We start from the raw sequence: 21,236 nt of genomic DNA on the forward strand, positions 1-21,236 counted from the left end.
TGATGGGCCCGGCAGGACGTCGAGTCGACGCCGACCATCGACCAGTCGATCCGCCCGGCGAGGTCGGCGTCGGCCTGGACCGACTGCAGGATCCGATCCCAGGTGCCGTCCGCCGACCAGCGGCGATGCCGCTCGTAGATGGTCTTCCACGAGCCATAGCGTTCCGGCAGATCACGCCACGGAACACCGGTCCGGACCCGGAACAGGATCCCGTTGACCACGGTGCGGTGGTCGTTCCACCGGCCGCCCCGGCCACCCAAAGGTGGCAGATGCGGCTCAAGCAACGACCACTCGCGATTCGTCAGATCCCCCCGGCCCATGACCCAACCAACGAGCGACCGGTCGGAAAGTCACATGATCCGCCGGACAGTGCCTAGAGTGGCATGGCTCTTCGTCGCTCATGCCTGCAACGGGTGAGCACCACCAGTCGGTACCGACGAGGTCACCGCACCTGCGCCGCTGGCTCCCAGACGGCGAGGCCCAAAACTGGCGCTCCCCCGCAGATCGTCAGTGGTCGTGTCAGGCGCCGATGCCGATGTAGGAGACGTAGGTGTAGGCGCCCCAGTCGGAGTCAAGTTCGGCGATGACATCGTCCCAGAGGTCTTCCATGGTGGCCAGGTCGCTGGCGACGAGGGCGTCGACGGCGTCGTCCCAGATGTAGCGGACCTGCCGGTGCTGGATCCTCAGGTTGTCGCGGCGGCGTGGCTCGTGGACGGCTGTCTGATTGACGGGGTGGATTTCGATGCGGGTGCCGCGGCCGCCTCGGTTGAGGTGCTGCTTGAGGGCGCCGGGGTTGGTGAGCACGTTGTGGGCTCGTAGGTTCCAGTAGGCGGTGTCGATCGCTTCGAGGTTGGCTGGGCGGGGGCGCTGGGTGCCGCGGGTCCAGGCTCGGATCGTTGTGGGGGTGGCGTGGATGCCGGCGTCGGCCAGGGCTTGGGGGCCGCCTTTGGTGGTGGTGAGGTAGCGCATGCGGGCTTTCAGGCCGCGGCGGGTGTCGACTGGGGATTTGATTCCGCCGTCGATGATCATGCGTTCGAGGGCGTCTTCGAGGGCGCGGGCGAGGGCGATTTTTCCGTGGACGTTTCCGGGGTCGCGGTCTGCGCCGTAGTTGCCGAAGTTTTTCCATCCGTCGGTCGACATCTATCGGGCGCTCTTCCTCGGCAGGGTGTATTGGTCTTTTTGTTTCATCTGGGTGGTGAGGCGGCCTTCGGTGAATACGGTGCGCCAGTCGCCGGTGACGTGGAGTTCGTCGGTGCCGCGGACGCGGACGACGGTCAGGCCGTTGCTGTGGGCGCGGTGGGATTTGTACCAGAGGTTGGCGAATGCCTGGGAGCGGATGATGTGCATCCAGTCGGGTCGGCGGATGTCGCGGTTGACGCTTGATTCTCCGATGGTTGAGGTGAATTTCGAGTACATGGCTTTGATGTATTCGACGGTGACCGTGTCGTCGGTTTCGAGGGCGTTGGTGCGGGCCTCGGTCAGGACGCGGCGGAATTTTTCCAGGAGGCCTTCGCTGGTGCCGGAGGTCCAGCATTCGGTGATGTGTGGGGCCTCGCACAGTCCGAGGCGGGCGCAGCGGATGAGGAGGCGGATGGTGGCGTCGTCGAGGAGGACGGGGCCGTCTTCGCGGCGGTTGCCGATGGGGTCGGGCAGGTCGGGGTGGTGCCAGGTGGGACGGGTGGGGAGGTGGTAGATGCCGGAGCGTTTGGGGTCGAAGCCGCCGTGGGGGTCGTGGATGAGGGCGCCGATGGGCAGGTGGGTCTTGAAGGCGGACAGGAAGCTGGCGTTGGTGTCGAGGGCGTTGACGGTGATCGGGGGGTGGGTGCCGTTTTTGAGTTCTTCCGTGAGGTGGGTGTTGGTCCAGTTGTGGCGGCCTTCCCAGATTTCGTCGGCGCCGTCCTTGGTTTTCTTCCGGAGGAATTCGAGGGTTTCCGGGTAGACGGTGTGTTCGTAATTTCCGCCGACGCGGGTCGCTTCGAACAGAGCCATTGCGTTCGGTACGGCCTTTTTCACCAGGGCTTCGGTCGCGGCGGTGAGGTCGCCGTCGCAGTCATGGAGGGCTTCGTCGACGGCGCGGGTGATCATGCCGGTGAAGTAGCTGTAGTCCCGGTTTGCGTAGCCGCCTTGGGGCGAGGGTGAGGCGGTGGTGCGGCGGGGTGATGGCCTGCGTGGGGCGGCGGTGTGGGCCGTCGGGGCGGGCTGGGTGGCCATGGGGTCCGGGGATGGGCTGGTGGGGGCTTGGAGAGGCGTCTGCGGGGTCGGTGCGGGGTCTTGCGGGGGCGTAGTCGGGGGCGTTTGGGGTGTTGAAGTGAGGGTGACGGGACTGGCGTAGGGGTCGGTGATGCGGGCGTGGGCGAGGTCGGCGTGGAGGGTGAGGGTGGCCTGCGGGCCGAGGTCGCGCTCGGTGACGGTGGCGTGGATCTGGTCGGCGTCGCGGGTCAGAGTGACGGTGATGTCGAGGCTGAGCGCGGCGATCACCTGGGGGTCGTCGGTGTCGACGGCAGCGAGGACCGGGAATTCGTGCGTGCGGGCCAGGTGGACGAGTGCCTGGGCGGCGTCGGTGATCTGGGCCGGGCCGGACAGCGGCAGCCGGGGGTCCTCGGTGGTCTGCAGGCGGTCGACCACGACAAGGGCCAGGCCCGGCAGGTCCGGGACGCTTTCGGTGATCGCGTCGGTGGTCAGGTCGGTGCCGTCGTCGATGTAGAGCGGGGCTTGGGCCAGGTGGTGGTGGAGGGCTGCGGTGTCGTCCTGTTCGGTGGGGGTGAGGCGGCCGGCTCGCAGGCGGCGGTAGTCGACGGGCAGGTGCGCGGCGACGATGCGTGCGGCGATGTCGGCGCGGGTGAGTCCGGAGGCGGCGTACAGGACGGGCTGGTGCTGGTCGAGGGCGCTGGTGCGGGCGGCGGCGGTGGCGATCAGGCTGGATCCGGCGCCCGGGGCGGCGGCGACGAGGTAGAAGCGGCCGGGCTGGAGTCCGCCGAGGACGTCGTCCAGGGCGCGGATGCCGGTCGACAGGCCCATCAGAGGCGTGGGCGTGGTGGTTTCACCGGTGGGGGCGGTGGTCGGGAGGACGGTGTCGAGGGCTTGGGCGAGTGCGGCCAGGCGTCGCGGGGTGCGCGGCGCAGCGATGGCTGGTGGGCCGCCGGCCGGGAGGGCGGGCTCGTGGCCGGTTCCGGGCATCGCGGGAGCGGGGGCCGGCGGGCTCGGCTCGGGCGGGGTCGAGGGGGGTTTGGGGAGGGCGGTCGGCGGTGTGACCGGGTGCTGGAGTACGGGATCGGCGGGGGTTGGAGCGGTAGCGGCCGGCGAGCCGGTGGGGGCGGTCGATGGGGCTGGGGTGGTGCCGGGTGAGGCGGGGGGCGTATGGGCAGGTGCAGGCGTGTCGTGGGCTGTCGGCGCCGGTTCCGGATGCGGTGCCGAGGACGTGGTGGGGGCAATGGCCGCTTTGGCAGGGGTAGTTGTCGGCGCGGGTGTGAGGTCTTTGGCGGCCTCGACTTCGGCTGCTGTGGTCGGGAGGGGGTTTTGGACTGCTTGCTGGCCCTCAGGGGGTGTTGCGGCGGAGTCTGGGGCTGCCGTTGCAGTCGGAGCCACGGTGTCGGGTGCGGGCTCGGCTTGAAGTGCGGGCGGCACGGGAGTGCCGTCCGCGGCTGCGGCGAGCAGGACGGCGACGGGGGTCTTGTGGCGGCGCAGTACCTGGGGGTGGCCCTCGGCGCTGTACTGGATCAGGTCTCCGAGCTTTTTGCGGGCGTCCGCGAAGCTGTGGGTCGGGGCTTGGGTGAGGTTCCAGCCCAGCTTGGCTGCGTGGGCGGGGGTGGTGAGCAGTGCGTGGTGCGGGCCGCGCGTCAGGGGCGTGGGTTGCCCTTGGATGGCTGCGTCGATCAACTGTTTGAGTGCGTTGCGGGCCCCGTGCAGCGTCGCCGGGCGGGTGCGCGCCATGGCGTGTGGTGTTTCCGCGTCAGGGGCGGTGGATGTTGTTCCCGGGTCCTCCACCATGCCTTCAACTGGCTTGGGAGTGTTCTCGCCGTGTCGGCGGCCGGCGTCTTCGGGGTAGCTCAGGGGCCAGTGGCCCGCCCAGCGCGGAGCGGGGTCGGACGGTTCCGTCGAGGCTGCGGGCGGAGCAGCGGGGGCGGAATTGTCCGGCATGGCAGCGCCGGAAGACGCCTCACTGGCAGTGCGGGATGAATGCGAGGAGGACATTCCGGGACTCCAAGAACAGACGCGGCAAGGGTTGCGAGGGGCAGGTCGGGCAGTCGGCTCGGGAGCGGCCGCCAGCGGCTGCGGAACGACCGAACGCCAAAAAATGTAACGCTGCTGCCCAGTCTAGCTGACGGTACATAATATTCACTGGAATTATGTACCGCCGGGGTGGGAGTCGCGGGTGATCACGGAACTGGTCCTGCTCAGGAGGATGGGTGGCGATGGGCGGAAACGGTAAGCCGGCTGTCCGGCGTGATCGGCAACCTGCCCTGTGGGGTGGCGCGCTCTACCAAAGCCTTCAACTGGGTTCGGAGGCGGCCTGCTCAGCGGCCCGCGCTTGTCTCTGTGCCTCGTCCTCCGGCTCGTCGTAGTCCTCGTACAGCCAGTCGTCCGAGGCCTGCTGCTGGAACAGCCTCTCGCGCATCCGTTCCTCGTAGTCCTCGTACGTCTCGTCCGGATGGATCTGGCCGGTGCGTCGCTTGATCTCCTCGTCGCGCTCGCGGCGTTCGAGGTACTCCTGCACGGCCGGGTCGGCGTCCGCGCACGCGTACCCTCTGCCTCGCCGGGTCGGCTCGGGCGGTCGCCGGCGGTCCTCGATGCGGTCGAGGACCGCGTGCCACTGGGCGGCGTCCACGACGCTCACGTCGAAGGCTTTCAGGAGTGCGGACAGCTGCTCTCGGCTGGGCAGGACCTTCCCGTTGAGGATCAGGTGGGCTGTCGAACGCGGTACACGGTGCCCGTCGGCTTTGGTCGCCTTCTCGATGGCGCTGTAAGAGGGCCGGCCGGCCCTCAGGCGCAGTCGCGTCAGTTCCCGGCCCAGGGAGGCGGGGGTGCGGACCTGCCGGGTGCGTCGGCCACGGCCAACCAGGTGCGGGCGGGCCTTCTCGATCGCGGCTGCCTTCCACAGGCTCAGGGCTGTCGCTTCCCGCCGCTGCGTGGAGTGGCTGCCGGGGTCGCCGGCAGCGCGGGCGTAGGCGAGGACGGTCTCGAGCGGGGGCAGGTGGGTGCCGCGGGCGGCCTGGCTGAGGGTGGAGGCTCCGCGGTACCCGGGCGCGCCCGGTGGGCCGGTGCGCTCGGACAGGGTGGCGTAGGTGGTACGGGTGTCGTCCTTGAGCTGGCGCAGGTAGGCGGCCAGGGCCCGCAGTCGGGGGCTGGTGCCGGCGGCGACGGGTTTGGTGGGGCGGCCCATCGTCACCGGCTGCGGCGGCGGGAGGGCTTGGCGACGTTGCTGGAGCGGCGGCCGGTGATCAGGTCGGCCACTGCGGCGGCCACCACGACCAGCGCGGCCGGGACGGGCCGGTTGCCGGCGGCCAGTCCGGCCGATGCCAGGACGACCACGACGATGACCACGACCTCGGGGATGCCCAGCCGACTCGGCTGGGTGCGGGCGGGGAGGTGGCTGGCGCAGAACGCCGGCGGCTCGGGGCTGGCGGCGGGCAGGGGAAGGGCGGACATGAGCAGCTCCAGGAAGGTAGGGGTGAGGCACCCAACCCGGGTGATTCGGGAAGGGATTGGTGCGAGGCGTATCCCGCCGTCGATGCCTCAAGGTTCCCTCGCCGACGCTCTCAAGGCCAGTCTGATCGGCGCCCGTTCAGGCTGACGTGTTCACCGTCGTGAAACGCAGGTACGTCGTTCGTCCCTGCTCAGACCACCTGGAAAATCGGGTTGACCCGAACCCGTCCAGGGCCTGCACCGTCCCTGGTGCAGCTGGCCGAGAGGCGTGTGAAGCGAAATTCCCGACTCAGGACACGAGGTCGAGTGGGCAACAAGGGCGTCTGGTTCCCGTTCTTTGGCTGGCAGCAGCCCGCCGGGGTGGGTGACGGAGAGCGGAGTACATATCCGCTTTCGGGGTGCAGAGAGTGTGTGGCTGCGACAATGAAGTACCGCAGGGGGCGGGTGGGGCGACTTCGCTGTAGGTGAGGGTGCAGGCCTCTTTGTGTGAAGGGGGAACGTGGGGGCGTGGTTTGAGCGCATGGCGGCTGTCCCTGGCCTTGCCTTTGCCGGGAGCCCGGGTGTCATGCGGGAGGCGCTGCCGGGCGCAGGGGTTCGTCCGGACGAGTCGTACGGCTCGCCGATGTGGCCGACCGCCGAGGGGAGTACGTCTGCGACACCGGCCAGCCGGCATGTGCCGTTCGACGCGCGCGGCGCTGAGCTGATCGCCCGTGTCTGGGAGGCGCTGGAGCTTCCGGGCTCGGCCAGGGACTACCACTTTGTTCTGCAGAGCGCGGTCGATCGGCTGTGGAGTACACGTCGTGCGGAGCCTGGGGCCCTCGCCGCGCTTGAGGTGTTCGCCCTGCTGGACTTGGAGTTGATGGAAGCAATCCCGCACGCGGTGTCCTTCGACACCACTGATGCTCCGGCGGCGTTTGTGCGGGTGTCCTCGGTGCCACGGTTGATCGGCCTGCTGGAGCGCGAGGGCGCCTTCACGGAAGCACTTGAGCTGGCGCGGCGGTTGGCCCGTTTCGGGCAGGGCGAGGATGTGGCGGCCCGGCTGTCGGAGAAAGCCCAGGCGCTGGTTGCCGAGGCTGCGGCACAGGGTGGATCGTCATGAGTGCGGGTCTTGAGCGACTGATCCCAGCTGCCTCCTACTTGGAGGAGGCGTTCTTGCGGTGGGTGCTCACGCCGGCCGTGGACGCGTCGATCGTTGCGCGGGTGCACAGTCAGCACCCGGTCACCGTCAACGAGCGCACTTACCGGCTGGACTACCTGATCGCGGGTGAGGCGCTGCAGTTGGCCGTCGAGCTCGACGGGTTCGCCTTCCACAGTGACCGGGCCGCGTTCACCTACGACCGGCTGCGACAGAACGATCTGGCCGCGACCGGTCTGACGGTGCTGCGGTTCTCCTACGACGCGGTGCGTACGGACACGGCGCGCTGCGTGGCCCAGTTGCAGGCGATGCTGAGGCAGGATCCGCTCCTGGCGCCGCTGGTGACTACCGTGCCGCGTATCGAGATCCCGGACATGGCCGGCGATCCGATGCGGGCGGCCGATCCGCCTGGCGGTGCCGAACTGCCTTCAGGCGGGACGTACTTCGCCGGTGTACAGGCCAGGGTGGACCGGGCGCCGCTGCGGGCGTGCCAGGACGAGGCATTGGCCGCGTTGGCGAACTACTACGCCTCCGGCGGCCGGCATACGGCTGCGGTGATGGCGGTGGGGTCGGGCAAGACGGCCTTGGGGGTGGCGGCCGCGTTGTCGTTCAGCAGACGGCGGGCGCTGGTGGTGACCCCAGGCTCGGTTATCCGCGGCACCTTCGCCAAGGCCCTCGATCCGGGGATGCCGGGCAACGTCCTGTATGGGCTGGCGGGCGGGCCGCTGCTGCCCGGCGCTCGCCCGCCGGCCACGCTCGTCCTGGACGCGGACGACGGGCAGATCAGCCAGGTCAGCCGTGAGCGGCTTCTGGACGCGGACATCCTGGTCACCAACTTCCATGCGCTGGGCACGGGCGACAGTGACGGAGACCTGCTGGCCAAGCTGGAGCCGGAGGACATCGACTTCATCGTCGTCGACGAGGCGCACATCGCGGCCAGCGCCTCCTACCAGCGGCTGTTCGCCCACTTCCAGGGTGCACGCACACTGCTGATGTCGGCGTGCTTCCAGCGTTTGGACGGCAAGCCGATCGACGCCGATGTCGTCTACCGCTACCGGCTGGTGGACTCCGTCGCGGACGGGTCGGCGAAGAACCTGCGGGTGCACCGGTTCGCTCCCGAGGTGGCGTCGACGGTGTATGAGGCGGTGTGGCCGGACGGGCGGCGCGAGCAGATCGTGGGCCGTGATGCTTTGCTGGCCACGCTGGGCGACGAGCGGAGGATGGCACGCATCACCGCACAGTCCGAGGCGCCGATCCGCCAGGTGATGGCCGTGACGCGGGCGTGTCTGGATGCGCAGGCCAAGCTGCTGGCGCCCGTCAAGCCGAGGGTGCTGTTCGCGGCGATGGGCCAGGCGCATGCTGAACAGGTCGCGCGGATCGCCGAGGAGTACGGGATTCCCAGTGCCACGCTGCACCACAGCATGCCCGCCTCCGCGATCGCCTCCACCCGGCGGCGCTTCGAGTCCGACGCCGGGGATCTGCAGGGCATCGTGCAGTTGCGGATGCTCGGCCAGGGCTACGACTTCCCGCCCATCACCGTGGTCGTGCCGCTGCGCCCCTATGGCAGCTTCGGCGAGTTCTACCAGTTCGTCGGCCGCGGTGTCCGCGTCCTGCGCCAGACCGCGGTGGCTGCCGACCAGCAGTACCTGGACGTGGTCTGCCATGCCGAACTCGGCCTGGAGGAGCATCTGGAGGCCATGTGCGCGGACAACGACATGGATCCCGCTGTGCTCCTGGATGTCCCGCTGATCGACGCCACCACCATGGAAGGGGATCTCCCCGGCCCCGGCGGCGCCGCGGAGGGGGCCGGTGGGGGTCTGGGCGGGGTGGACGCGTTCGTGCTGTACGAGCGGGGACGCGTCGAGCAGCGCGTGGTGCACGAGCTGGACCGTGTGGAGGCCCGAAGGACGGAGCGGGAAATGCAGCTGATGGCCCAGCGCTACGCCGTCTATGCGCAGAACACCGCTGCGCCGGTGCCGTTTGAGCAGTTCGTCGAGTACATGCGGAGGCTGACCGGTGGCCAGTGACCCGACACGCTGGTGGCAGCCGGCCGTGGAATGCAGTCCCGAGCAGGCGCTCGCCCTGGAGCGGGCGGCCGGGCAGCAGCAACGGTTCGCCGACATCGACGCCCTGGCGGCCAGACTGCTGGCCACAGGACTCGCCGGACGGCCGGTGGCCACCGTCGTCCCCGGCCGGGGACGCCACACGCCGGACACCGCCAAGGTGACGGCCCTCACCCGGGAAGAGGAAGTCTTCTGCGCCAACGCCTTCGGGGTCCAGGAGCAGCAGCGGCTCGGCGCGTGGTACCTGCCCCAGAAACTCTCGGTCAAGGCAGGGGCAGTCAATCTGCCGTATCTGCTGCGGGAACGCCCTGGCCACGCTCTGACGCTGGCCGCCGATGAGACCGCCCGCCTCACCGCTGTGGAGGACTGGGACACGGTGTTGCTGTGGGCGCTGCTGGTGCCGCTGTTCGAGACACTGCTTCAGCCCATCCGGCTGCGGGCGGCAGGAGAGATCTTCCCTCGCACAGAACAGCAGCGGTTCTGGACACTCATCGAGGAGCGTTACCGGCTGCTGGGCATCGACGAGAGCGCGCTGGAAGCCTTCCGCTTCGGCGGCGGCTGGCACCAGCTGGACCGTGCGGGACAGCAGCAGGCCCGCCTTCGTTTGCTGGACACCCTTGCCGCCGCCGACCTCGTGCAGCTTGCCGCACGTCACCGGATCCAGCGGTTGCAAGGGCTGATGGCTGGTTTCGCCAAGAAGGCCAGGACGGGAACAGCCCTGGCGCGCCGGGTGCTCACCAAAGAGCTGCAGCCGGTCGTCTCCGCGTACTTCGGGGGTGACTGGCTGGCTGTGCTGGATTACCTTCGGGCTCCCCCTCACCCGGATGAGGAGATCATCACCGCTCTGCCCGAGCCGCGTCTGTACGTCGGCATGGCCACGCAGACGGCCGGCATGGCGGCCGAGGCGGGCATCGCGGAGGACGAGGTCCATGCGATGCTCGCGGCCTTCCTCGGCGGCGGCAGTTCTCTGTCTCCAGTGGAGGAGCGGGCTGCGGCCCTGCGCGGCTGGTGGGCGGGCTTCGACCAGGCGCATGCCGGCCAGTCACGGGGAATGCCGTCGTTGTGGGGGCTGGTCGATCAGGATCTGATGAGTCTGAACCGGACCGAGCAGGGGCTGACCCCCCAGTTGTATCGGCAGCGTCTGCCCGCCGATGTCCTCGAACGGGTGGGGCGGCTGTGGGAGACGGTGACGCTCCCGCGGTATCCCGGCAGCATCGTCAGCAACCCGCGCCCGCACCAGACCATGGCCGAAGCCCTCGGTCCCGCGGCCGAGTTCTGGCACGGCGTGGGCCTGACCGCCTGGTTCGTGTGCGAAGGCCCCTACTCCCGCACCACCTTGGACCGCGTCGACCGCTACTACAGCAGGCCGCTGGCCGCCCTGCGCGCGGCCGGATGCCCGGTCGACACCGCCTTCTTCCGCGAACTGCAAGCCGCCGAACAACTCCTGGGGCCGGAGGAGGAGATCACGGACAGCGAGGACAGCACGGTCGAGACCCCGTACGGGCAGATGACGTTCACCTCCAGCATGAGTCACGGCGCCCGCCGGGACGGCTTCGAGCGGGTACGGGACCTCATCACACGACACCGGCGGGCCTGGGCCGAGCAGTATCTCGGTGCCTTCGTGGAGGGCCGCTGGCGCTCCCAGTTGGAGGAGGTCGCCCACCAGCATCACCGCTTCGTCGCCGCCAAGGGGCGTCCCCCCACGCTGCCCCAGTTCGCCCGGTTCGCGACCACGGCAGCCAACCACTGGACGGGCGGCGACCTGGGGGCGCTGTACACGGCCATCGGCGAGCCGGCGTCTTCCCCGCAGGAGCGGCCCGCCCGCCTGCTGGCCGGCGACGGCTACGACTTCGCCCGCCGGGTGTACCAGGAGCTGGGCGGCAAGCCCGTCGACCACGACACCTGGGTGAACAGCCCAGAGGAAACCCAACGGCAGTGGCAGCTCAGCCGCCTGGCCACCGAAAGCCTGCGCCACCTTCAACTACAGGAAGCACTCGGGCGGCCGCCGACCGCCAAGGAGTTCGGCACCCAGCGGCTGACCTGGCCCTGGCCTGGCGAGGAAACCGAAGGCTGGCCCATCCTCCAGCATGTCATCGCGGCTCTTACTGGTACCAGCCTGCCGCCGATCGCACCCCCCTCCCCCGCCGTCCCGGCCCGCAACGGCGAAAACCCTGCGGGGCAGTTGCTGGCCAAGGGTGCCAACACGGCCGTGGCCACGGAGCCGACGACGGTCCGCATCACCTGCACCGGCGCACCCGTCGATGTCTCCGCTGTACTTCTCACCCGCAACGGCAAGGTACGCAACGACCACGACCTCGTCTTCTACAACCACCCCAGTCACGACGGGGTCAGCGTCGGAGGAGACACCGTCACCGCCGATCTGAACCTCATCCCCGACGACATCACCTCCATCGCCGTCATCGTCAGCATTGACGTCGAGGCCCGGCCCACCGCCGTCTTCGACCAGCACACTCAGTGGCGAGCAGACATCATCCAGCCCTCCAGAACCCAACTGGCCTTCGCACCTGGGCCGTTCTCTTCGGGCGAGACCGTCACCATCGCGGTGGATCTCTACCGCCATACGACCGGCTGGAAGGCCCGTGGCGTCGGACAGGGCTACGACACCGGCCTCGCCGGCCTGGCCAGCGACTACGGCATCAACGTCGAAGCCTGACGCCCCCGGTCTGGTACTGGAGTTGGAACAGTGCTGGGATACGGGCGACGGTGCAACGCTCGCGAGCTCCACGATGGTCACGGCCTCCGCGGCGTTCGCGGCCGGTCGCGTCAACCAGCTACCAGCGTCGCGTTCCTCGACTCTTCAAGTACCGTCCTCGGCCCGCACAAGGCAGGATGGTCTTCGCACAGTAAGGCCGGGGGAGGCTCGTAGTGGGGACGGCGAATCCGCAGCTCGTATTCGTTCACGGGATCGGCGGACTCCGCAACGCGGAGACGGAACGACAGCAATGGCTCCGAGCGTTGGCCACCGGCGTGCGGGCCGCCGGACGGGCAGAGTTGGTCTCGGCACTCACCCAAGGCTGGCTGGCGGGTGTGCGTTTCGCCGACTACAGCGATCTGTTCAACACCCGAGGGGTCCAGGGAGGCGCGCCGGGTGGTGAGTTGGACTCGTCCGAAGAGCAGGTGCTCTCCGGCTTGTTGGAGGCGATGGTGGATGAGCTCGCCGAGCAGTATCCACCGGATACCGGTACACGCGACGCCAGGGTCATCGAACAGGCCCGGCACCATATCGATGCGCTCTCATCCGGCAGCCGCGCGCAGGGCGTGGGCGAGTTCGCACGGCGACTGGTCTGGGTGACCACGACGCTGCTCCAGCTGCCCGGTCTTCGCCAAGGTGCGCAATGGGCAAATGGTCAGGCGTTCGCGCTGCATCTCTCCCAAGTCGCACGCTACTTGAACCGACACGGTGACAGGGCCGCGCTGGGCTCGGCCATCCGCTCCCGGGTGCTGGAGGGACTGGATCCCGCGCGTCCCCTCGTCGTGGTCTCACACTCTCTGGGCACCGTCGTGGCCTACGAAGCCCTGCACGAGTACGAGGGCCCGGTGGCCTTGTGGGTGACGCTCGGCTCTCCTCTGGCGCTCGGCGGCGTGGTCCTGCAGCGGTTGGTGCCGCGTCCGCCGTCCTGCCCGGAAGGGGTGGGGGCGTGGCACAACTTCTGGGACCGAAACGACGTCGTGGTCGGACGTCCACGGCTGGCGGAGTGGATCGCGCCGAGCAGCAGGGGGGTGAAGGCTCAGACCGCGCCCGTGAAGTCCGGTGGGGTGTGGACCCATACAGCTACCAAGTACCTGGAACACGCGGAGGTGGCCGGGCCGATCGTTAAGGCTCTTGTGCCGTGACAGGCCTCGTCGCATCGGCGGCACCCCGCCATGTGCTGGTGGTCGGCGCCCAGTGCACCGGCGTGGAGGAACTGCCGGGTTTGGAAGGCGCGGCACGCCGTCTCCACAGGGCGCTGGTGGACCCGGATCTCGGTGCCTGTCTGGACCGGGGTGAGGGCGAAACAGGGTCATTGCTCGTGGGCACCGCCCTGGGCAGAGAGGTTGTCGGAAAGGCGATCGCCGCTGCAGCCGACCGGGCGAAGGAGGACCGCGGCCCGCTCGTCCTGGCGTTGCTGGGCCATGGAACAGGCGGCTGCGGTGGCCCGCTGTACTTCGTCGCCTCGGGCAGCACGCAGGACGGAGCGATCCGCCAACTGGATGTGGCGTCCACGATCGGTGCGGTGGCGAACGAGACAGGAGTCGATGGTGTGATAGCCATCGTCGACACCTGCCACGCGGCCGCCGCGCTCGTGAATCCGCAGTCCGCGACCGCCGGGCTCCAGCAGGGCAGTCTGCATCTGTCGGTTCTCTTCGCTGCTTCCGCTCATCTGCCGGCATGGGACATGAATCTGAGTGTCCAGCTTGCCGAGCTGCTGGAGAACGGGGTGGCGAATGCCGGGGAGCTCTTGGCCGTCGACGCCCAGTTGATCAAGGAGCTGCGCAGCCGTATCCGCGGCCAGGAGCCCGGCGGCTTCGTGTTCGACGGCGCTCCTGTATCCGGTGAATCACTGTGGCTGGCCCGCAACGCCCTGGCAGCCGTGAGACGCTCCGCCGGCTCTCTCGGTGCCGTGGCGTGCGAGAGGCTACGCAAGCTGCTGCGTCCGCTGGAAGGCACGGAAGGCATCCACAGCAGGGAACAGCTCACGGACTGGCTCGGCGGGCCGGGGCAGGAACATCTCGGCCATCCCGCCGTCCAACGCGTCCTGGAGTTCGATCGCGATCTGGGCATCTGCACGTGCGCCGTCGCCCTCCTTGAGGAGACCTTCGGGGGAGCTCTGACCGACGACTTGCTCCGCAAGGCGGCGGCACGCGCCGGATTCCCCCTGGGGGTGGTGGTCCGGGTGCCCTGCCCTTCCCTGCGTGACCTGGTGGAGCACGCGGTCCTCGACCAATCGGCCGTCACCCCCGCAGGACAGCGCCGGACGCTGGTGCATTTCGTCGCCGCCCTTGTTCACCTGATCAGTCCGCCAGGTGTTCTTCCGCGGCAGTTGGCCGTCTGGGCGTCCAAATCGGGAGCCACCATCGCTCTGAACAGTCGGCTGAAGGAACTGAGCGGGGCAACACCACGCCTGGTCCTGGTGGTCGCCGACGATGGCGGTGAGGATGTCGTCCGTGTGGAGGCATCGCTTCTCTTCGGCTCGGCCGTGGTGCACACCGCAGAATTCCCGTGTGGGCCCGGGCCGGTTGGCCTGGTGTCCGCGCTGGAAGATGCCCGCGGGTGGGCGCTGTCCTGGCTGGGGGCGGCGGGCGAGCGGCTGGTGCGGGTCGATGTGTCGGTCCCGACCTTTCTGCTTCTGGATTCCTCGCCGGAGGAGTGGCGAGTGGTCCGCAAAAGACGGATGTTGGGCGTCGATTACGACGTCACGACCCGCTGGTCAGGTCTGCTGACACCCCCGTCCGGTGTCAGCCTCGACGACATGCTGCACGCCGGGAGTCAGTTGCTGTCCTCCTTGCAGACCAAGGATCAGGCCGGACCGTCGTGGCTCGACTCCGATGACCTCAGCAGCGTTGAGGCGCTACAGGAGTTACTCGACCGTCGTCGTATGGGCGGCTGCGTTTGGGGAGTGAGCACCCTGCCGGAGAAGGACTTCGACCTCATGCTGGAGGAACTCCTCGTCCACACCCCGGCCTTGATTTGGCCCCGGCGTGGGAGTGTCGTCGACACGCAGGCGCTTCAGGATGCGGTCGCGGAGCACTGGGAGTCGCTGCCGGAGAAACTCGTCCACGCCTTCCAGGAGCAGCCGGAGAACAGCCTTGGCGAGGGCGTCCCCGGTCATCTGGCTGATATCCGCACGACATGGCACGACGCGCACTGGCAGGGCTTCTGCCAACGACGCGCCGGCCGAGCGGTCGTCGCCCCACAAGACGTGACGCCGAAGGAGCAGGCATGAACTGGACGCCGTATTACACGGGTACGGGGAGCATCCCCGAGCAGTCTCAGACGCTGCCTCCCCCGCCTCCGTGGCGCGCGACGACGGGCAAGGCCGACACGGCAGACGCAGCGCAGTCGCCTTCCCCGGCGAGCACCTACCGGGCAGACCCCGGACTGGTCGACGCGGTCAACGCCGCGCTTCATCTGCGTCGGCCCCTGCTGCTGACCGGGCCGGCCGGCTCCGGGAAGTCATCCGTCATCGAGCAGATCGCCGCCGAACTCGGGCTCGGGAGCGTGCTGCGCTGGCACATCACCTCCCGCAGCGCCCTCGCCGACGCGCTGTACCGCTACGACGCCCTGGGCCGCATCCACGCCTACAACCTCCGCGCCATCGACCGTCCCGCCGCCTCCAGGAACGGGCGGGCTGCGCGCCGCGCCACCCGTGCCGCGCGCGACGACATCGGGGACTTCGTCCAACTCGGTCCTCTCGGTACTGCCTTGGTTCCCGGCGGCCTCCCCCGCGCCCTGCTGATCGACGAGATCGACAAGAGCGATCTCGACCTGCCGAGCGACCTCCTCGACGTTCTGGAACGCGGCCGCTTCGAGATTCCCGAACTTGCCCGACACTCAAGGAGGCGAGTCACCGTCCGCACCACCGATCCAGGCATCCAGCATGAAGTCAAAGACGGCCTGGTGGAGTGCGAGGAGTTTCCGGTCATCGTCCTCACCAGCAACGGTGAACGCGACTTTCCCGCCCCGTTTCTGCGGCGCTGTGTGCGGTTCGACATGCCCGTTCTCACGGTCTCGACCCTCACCAGCATCGTCGAGGCCCACTTGGAGAAGGTCGAGGAAGAAACCACCCATACCCTGGTGAACGCATTCGTGGACAGGCTGAACCGCGGTGAGAACCTCGCCGTCGACCAGTTGCTGAGCGCCGTCCATCTCCTGCGCGGCAACCGCATCCAGGACGACGAGCAGCGGACCCGGTTGCAGGAACTGCTGCTTCAAGGGCTCGGGCGTGGCTGAGAACCGGGCCGCACGGCTGCTGGTCGCCCTGGCCCATGCCGGCCTGAGCGACCTCAGCGGCAGCGCGGAGGGCGACATCCGGGAGACCCTCGACGCTCTTCTTCTCGCCGCTGCCAGATCCGGCACCAGCCGGACCGGCGGCATCCCCACCGATCCGCCTCCGGCCGCCGAAGAGCCACCTGCCGACGCGTCCCTGCAACCCGAACCGGGAACCGATGGCTCCTGCGACGATCCGTCTGCCCCTGAACCCGGTCCGGAGGCAAACGCTCCCGGGACCGCCTCGGTCTGGCTGAAGGACGAGAGCAGCAACAACTCGATCCCCGGCCAGCCCTTGAGCATCGGCCGCGCCCCGGCCTTGCCGAACGCTCTCGACATCGGCCGTGCCCTGCGCCCGCTGCGCCACTTTCGGCCGTCCCGCGTTCACCGGCGTCTCGACCTGGACGCCACCGTCGATCACTACACCCGCACCGGTGTGCTCATCCCCCAGCTCACGCCTGCCGCAGAGCCCTGGCTGGAGGTCGTCGTGGTCGTGGACCGCGGCACCTCCATGGCGGTCTGGGACGAGACCTCACTCGCCCTTACCAAGGTGCTACGCACCCTGTCCGCCTTCCGCAGGGTCCACGTATGGCATCTCGAGCATCCGCCAGAGGCCCCGCCCGTACTTTGCAACCATCACGGCCGGCCCCTCCCTATAGACCCGTCCGACCCCCGACATATCCAGCCGGGTCACCGGCTCCTGCTCGTCGTTTCCGACTGCGCCGCTCCCGCCTGGCGCCAGAACGACTTGTGGCAGACGCTCCACACGTGGGGCCTGACGGCCCCCGTGGCCTTGATCAACCCACTTCCCAAACGCCTCTGGCAACGCTCCGGCCTCGACCTGCCCCGGACCACCGCAACCGCCTCCGTCCCGGCATCCCCCGGACGGCTCCTCGCCTACCGCCGTCCCCGCCTCTTCCGCGACGACGCCCCAGGGACACAGCCCTGGCAGGCAATGCCCGTGCTGCAGATGGATGCCCACCAAATCCTCGCCTGGGCACGCGCCATGATGCGTACCGACCCGAGCGGCTGCGAGGCCGTCCTCGTCCCGGCTTCAGGGCGCGTGCCCTCAAGGAGCCGCAGTCCGCGATCGAGTGCTGCCTCGCCCGGTGCGCCGGCGACCGAGACACACATCACAGCCGCGGCAGAAGCCTTCACGGACAACCTGCGCTCCCCCGCCGTCCGACTGGCGATCGCCGCCGCGTCACTTGACATGTTCACCCTCCCCGTTCTCGACGTGATCCGTGAACGCATCGTCCCCGACGCCGCCCTGGCCGACACCGCGGAGTTCCTCACCGCCGGACTGCTCACGGCTGCACGGCACGAGGACACGGACATCGTGTACCGGTTCCACCCGGCCGCGGCGGAACATCTGCGTGGGCTGCTGAGCCGCGACCAGGCGTGGGACACCCACTTCGCCCTCACCGAGCATCTCGCAGCCCACCCTCAGGCGCCGCACGGAATTGTCGCCGCGCTTCACTCGCCCACCAGCCAGGAAATGCTGCCCACTGGGCTCCGGCCTGTCGCCCAAGCGGCTGCGGCAACGGCGCGTCTCCTCGGGATCGAGTCCACCGGGTCTCGCTCCGACAACGTTGAACAGGCCGGCCTCGCGGTCGAGCCCTCCGATGACGAGAAGGACGACGCCCAGCAGACTGCTGCCCCAGATATCCCAGATGATCTCCAAGAGTTGGTATCGGACGTGGAAGTCGCCCCCGACGTCCTCCGGGGCGGCGGGGCAGCCATGCACCTGTACCCCCACCAGCGCGCCATGCTTGATCGTCTGAACACCGAGCGTGAGATCCACGGCCGACACCGTAACCTCCTGGTCGCTCCCCCCAGCACCGGCAAAACCGTCATGGCTGCCTTCGACTACAAGAACCTGTGCGAGCAGCACCAGCGGGACCTGCGCCTCCTTGTCATCGCGGACAGCCAGGAAACGCTGTACCAGGCGCGCCAGGCCTTCCAGCACGTGCTCATGGCCCCAGACTTCGGAGAGCCTTTGCATGGCGGCAGGTTGAATGCCCCGCACTGGAATCATGTCTTCGCGACAGGGCAGGCACTCAGCCAGGTCGTGGACAAACTGTCCCCCGATCACTTCGATGTGATCGTCATCGACGAGTTCCGCGAGGCAGCATGGTCGATGTACCTGAGGATCCTGGAGCGTTTCGTGCCGGAGGAATTGCTCGGCCTCTCGGTAGCGCCCGAACGCGCAGACGGCCTGAGCATCCAGGATGTGTTCTTCGACGGTCGTATCGCTGTGGAGATGCGTCTTAAGGACGCGCTGGAGAATGGCCTCTTGAGTCCTCTGCACTACTTCGGCATTGCGGACGGCACCGACTTCCGGGAGCTGGACTGGCAGCAGGGAACGTACGACCGGGCTTCGCTGAACGCTCTGCTGACTGCCGACCATTCACGAGCACGGCTAGTTATCAACGCCGTCCGGGACAAGATTTCCGACGTGAGGGCCATGCGGGCGGTGGGCTTCTGTGTATCCGTGGCACACGCCGAATTCATGACTCAGTGCTTCCGTGACGCCGGCATCCACGCCATGACCTTCACCACCTCGGCTCACCCAGAAACCCGTCAGGAGGTGCTTGCCTCTCTCAAAAGCGGCGACTTGCAGGTCATCTTCTGCGTTGCCGCGGTCGGTGAAGGCCTCCGCATCCCCGAGGTGGACACCCTGCTCCTGCTGCACCCGGTGTCGACCAGCACACAGTTCCTGCGGCAGGTGGGAGTCGGTCTTGCTCGCGCCCCGGAGAAGGCCGTACTCACCGCGCTCGACTTCATCGGGGCCCATCGTACGGAGTTCAGCCTCGGCAACCCGTTCCGGGCCATGACGAATCTGGCGGGAAGGCAGCTACTCGACCACCTCGAGCACGACTTCCTCCGACTCTCCGACCCCATGATCATCCTTGACGAGATGGCCAAAGTACTCGTCATCGACAGCCTCAGAGAGCAGCTGCGGGGCACCGCCACCGACTCGGCAGACGGCAACCGACAGGCGGATGGGGACCAACAGCCCTTCGGAGAGCGGCCGGTGGCACAGGTCAAGGATCTGCCGACAGACACCGATCTGCCTCCTGGAGCCTCGGCTACGGACCGAGTGCGGGCTTTCGATCCGTCCCTGCGTGTCGTCATGGTGCGGAGGACGCACGGCACGAACACAGACATCAATGCTGGCATCATGCTGACCCCCCGTCTTGTGTTGACGTGCGCCCACATGTCGGATGGAGAACGGCCGCGGATCGTACGCAAGGACGGCGCGGAGATCGCTTACCGAACCGTGTGGAAGGGGACGGGGGCCCTGGACGCCGCCCTGGTAGTCACGGACGAGGACATCCTCGATAGCGAGGATTGGGAACGTCTCCTGCCATCCAAGCTGAAGTGGGGGCGCATGCCCAGGGGGGTTATGTCACCCGTGCGCATCACCAGCTTCGGGCGGTCCGGCAAACGGACTGAGCTACGCGGGCAGGCACAGCCCCCCGCAGTGATGCTCACCATCGAAGTCACAGAGCCCGTCGCAGCAGGGGTGTTGGCTGGAATGTCCGGTGCACTGGTGTCCTGCGACGACTTCTTCGTGGGAGTGGTCGTCCTGCGGCATCTACAACGCCCGCAGCTCATGGCAGTGTCCGCGAGTTTCCTCCTCCAGGACGAGGGATTTCACCGGACACTGGCGGCATTCATGACCAGGCCGTATGAGCTGGAGGACATAGGAAGCGAGCCGCCCGCCGATTCCTCAATGAGGCCCTCTACCGTATGCCTTGCCGTTGAAGCGCATATTGTCAGTGACCGGAGGGGCACCCATGCTCCCCGCACAGGACTCGAGTTGGCGCACGACATCAGGGATTCTCTGACCACGCTCATGCGTCGCGCAGGTATTGACGGGGTAGTCGCCGAGGAAGCGGCGGCTGATACGAGAGCAGACCTGCTGGTGACACTGGACGGCCCGACGGCCGTGCAGGACATGGGCCGAGTGCTCGCCGAACTGCAGACCGCTGTCGCCGGCCACCCTGATGTGACGCTCGGGGTTGGGGCCTCTGTGGGTGAGGTGACAGACACTCACCTTGGTCTTACCGGTGGAGCCGTGTCGGAGGCGGCTCGGCTTGCGAGCAACGCATATTTGAGGGAGCAGCTGCACCAAGCGGCGCGCTTCACCGACTCACCCGTGCACTTCGCCATGTCCAACACCCTGCGCGCCCTGACAGCGAGAAGGCTGGACCCGGCCTTGGAGGGCCGGTTTGTGCCGCTCGAACCAACCTTCCAACCGGATCCCGAAGCCGGCTGGCTGTACGAGGGTTCCACTGAGCAACTGGGTGGAGCGCTCGCCGCTGTTTCGACACCGAAGAGTATGCCCAGCACGGTCAATTACTACAGGAGCCAGCTGGACAAGAAGAACAAGCGCCGCGACGACGCGGAGAAGAAGGCTGGCGAATTCCGAAGAAAGGAAGCCAACCGGCGAGCATTGGCCTCAAGAGAGCGGGCGTCCGCAGACAGGACGAACAACGCTAACACCCGGTCGAACAGACTGCGCAGCGCGCAGCGGCACGAGGACGAAGCGAACAAGGCCAGCCGCGAGGCGGGCACTTGGAGCGCGAAGGTGGCCCAGTACTCCAAGGAGGCGGCGGGCCTGGCGGCCAAGCTCGCCAAGGCGGAACAGGCCGCATGGCGCACTGCTGCCAGTGAGGCCGCGATCGAGGACCGTCTGCCGACGGCCAAGGGAAACGTACGCACCGTGTTCAAGGAGGTTCGGGCCCCAAAACCGGAGAGACTGCGAGTGCTGCTGCTGAGCGCCGCCTCTGACGACGACCTGCGAGTCGAGCGGGAGCAGCAGAGGATCCATGCGGCCGTGAAAAGTGCCACGCACCGCGACCTGATCGAGCTCGAAACCCACACGGCTGCAACCACCGACGTGTTCCTGTACGCACTGAGCCGGTTCCGCCCGCACGTCGTGCACTTCACCGGCCACCGCACACAGGACCTGACCTCCTACGAGCAGGACGAGGACGGCTTCCACGACCAAGCCGTCCTCAGCGCAGACGCCTTCGCACGGACCATCGCAGCCGTCGACGACAAGCCGCTGATCGTGCTGCTCGACACCTCCTACTCCGCAGCCCAGATCACCCGCCTCGTCAACACAGTCCCGTTCGTCATCGGCATGTCCGACTCCATCGGTAACGGCGGCGCCATCACCTACACCGCCCGGTTCTACGCCGCCATCGCTGATGGCCAGTCCGTCCAGGCCGCTCACCTCCTCAGCCGGGCCGCCGTCGAATTGACCGGCCTGCCCGACCACGACCTGCCAGTCCTGAGCCATGCAGCAGACGTCGACTCCCGCGCTACGAAGCTTGTGACGCCACCTCCGGTGTAATGCTGCCGGGACGAAACGAGTCACGCGAGGCGGCGCGCA

General features: G+C 68.2%; 12 protein-coding genes. 7 read left to right on the forward strand and 5 right to left on the reverse strand.

What is annotated here, in order from left to right; all coding sequences use genetic code 11:
• The 5 genes from ACIF9R_RS33620 to ACIF9R_RS33640 form a co-directional block, all read right to left on the reverse strand.
• The coding region (locus tag ACIF9R_RS33620) for an IS5 family transposase (RefSeq protein WP_399986206.1) at positions 1-320 on the reverse strand (320 nt) is incomplete at its 3' end.
• A gap of 199 nt (positions 321-519) precedes the next feature.
• The gene (locus ACIF9R_RS33625; protein WP_399986207.1) at positions 520-1,140 is read right to left on the reverse strand and encodes a hypothetical protein; all 621 of its coding nucleotides are present in this window, start codon (positions 1,138-1,140) and stop codon (positions 520-522) included.
• Positions 1,141-3,177, reverse strand: coding sequence for a DnaB-like helicase C-terminal domain-containing protein (locus ACIF9R_RS33630; RefSeq protein WP_399986208.1), 2,037 nt, complete (start codon positions 3,175-3,177; stop codon positions 1,141-1,143).
• Between the two features lie 1,312 nt (positions 3,178-4,489).
• A complete protein-coding gene (locus tag ACIF9R_RS33635) occupies positions 4,490-5,380 on the reverse strand; it encodes a helix-turn-helix domain-containing protein (protein ID WP_399986209.1) in 891 nt (296 codons plus the stop codon).
• Between the two features lie 2 nt (positions 5,381-5,382).
• On the reverse strand, positions 5,383-5,646 hold the full coding sequence (locus ACIF9R_RS33640; protein WP_399986210.1) for a hypothetical protein: 264 nt from the start codon (positions 5,644-5,646) through the stop codon (positions 5,383-5,385).
• Between the two features lie 562 nt (positions 5,647-6,208).
• Here ACIF9R_RS33640 and ACIF9R_RS33645 point away from each other — a divergent pair.
• From ACIF9R_RS33645 to ACIF9R_RS33675, 7 genes are all read left to right on the forward strand, one after another.
• Positions 6,209-6,742 carry a hypothetical protein gene (locus ACIF9R_RS33645; RefSeq protein ID WP_399986211.1) on the forward strand — a complete coding sequence of 178 codons (534 nt, stop codon included), beginning with the start codon at positions 6,209-6,211 and terminating at the stop codon, positions 6,740-6,742.
• On the forward strand, positions 6,739-8,805 hold the full coding sequence (locus ACIF9R_RS33650; protein ID WP_399986212.1) for a DEAD/DEAH box helicase family protein: 2,067 nt from the start codon (positions 6,739-6,741) through the stop codon (positions 8,803-8,805). The genes ACIF9R_RS33645 and ACIF9R_RS33650 overlap by 4 nt, the downstream gene beginning before the upstream one ends.
• Positions 8,795-11,515, forward strand: a complete 2,721-nt coding sequence (locus ACIF9R_RS33655) for a TerD family protein (protein WP_399986213.1) — start codon at positions 8,795-8,797, stop codon at positions 11,513-11,515. Before ACIF9R_RS33650 ends, ACIF9R_RS33655 begins: the two co-directional genes overlap by 11 nt.
• A 212-nt stretch (positions 11,516-11,727) precedes the next feature.
• Positions 11,728-12,696 carry a hypothetical protein gene (locus ACIF9R_RS33660; protein ID WP_399986214.1) on the forward strand — a complete coding sequence of 323 codons (969 nt, stop codon included), beginning with the start codon at positions 11,728-11,730 and terminating at the stop codon, positions 12,694-12,696.
• Entirely contained in the window at positions 12,693-14,786 is a 2,094-nt protein-coding gene (locus ACIF9R_RS33665) for a hypothetical protein (protein WP_399986215.1), read from the forward strand. Before ACIF9R_RS33660 ends, ACIF9R_RS33665 begins: the two co-directional genes overlap by 4 nt.
• Positions 14,783-15,793 (forward strand): AAA family ATPase, encoded by a 1,011-nt coding sequence (locus ACIF9R_RS33670; RefSeq protein ID WP_399986216.1) that lies wholly within the window; start codon positions 14,783-14,785, stop codon positions 15,791-15,793. The genes ACIF9R_RS33665 and ACIF9R_RS33670 overlap by 4 nt, the downstream gene beginning before the upstream one ends.
• Complete coding sequence (locus tag ACIF9R_RS33675; protein WP_399986217.1) at positions 15,786-21,197, forward strand: SAV_2336 N-terminal domain-related protein; 5,412 nt, start codon at positions 15,786-15,788, stop codon at positions 21,195-21,197. The genes ACIF9R_RS33670 and ACIF9R_RS33675 overlap by 8 nt, the downstream gene beginning before the upstream one ends.
• Positions 21,198-21,236: the final 39 nt, after the last annotated feature.

This window comes from Streptomyces sp. NPDC086080 (genome assembly GCF_044540255.1).
Lineage (GTDB): Bacteria > Actinomycetota > Actinomycetes > Streptomycetales > Streptomycetaceae > Streptomyces.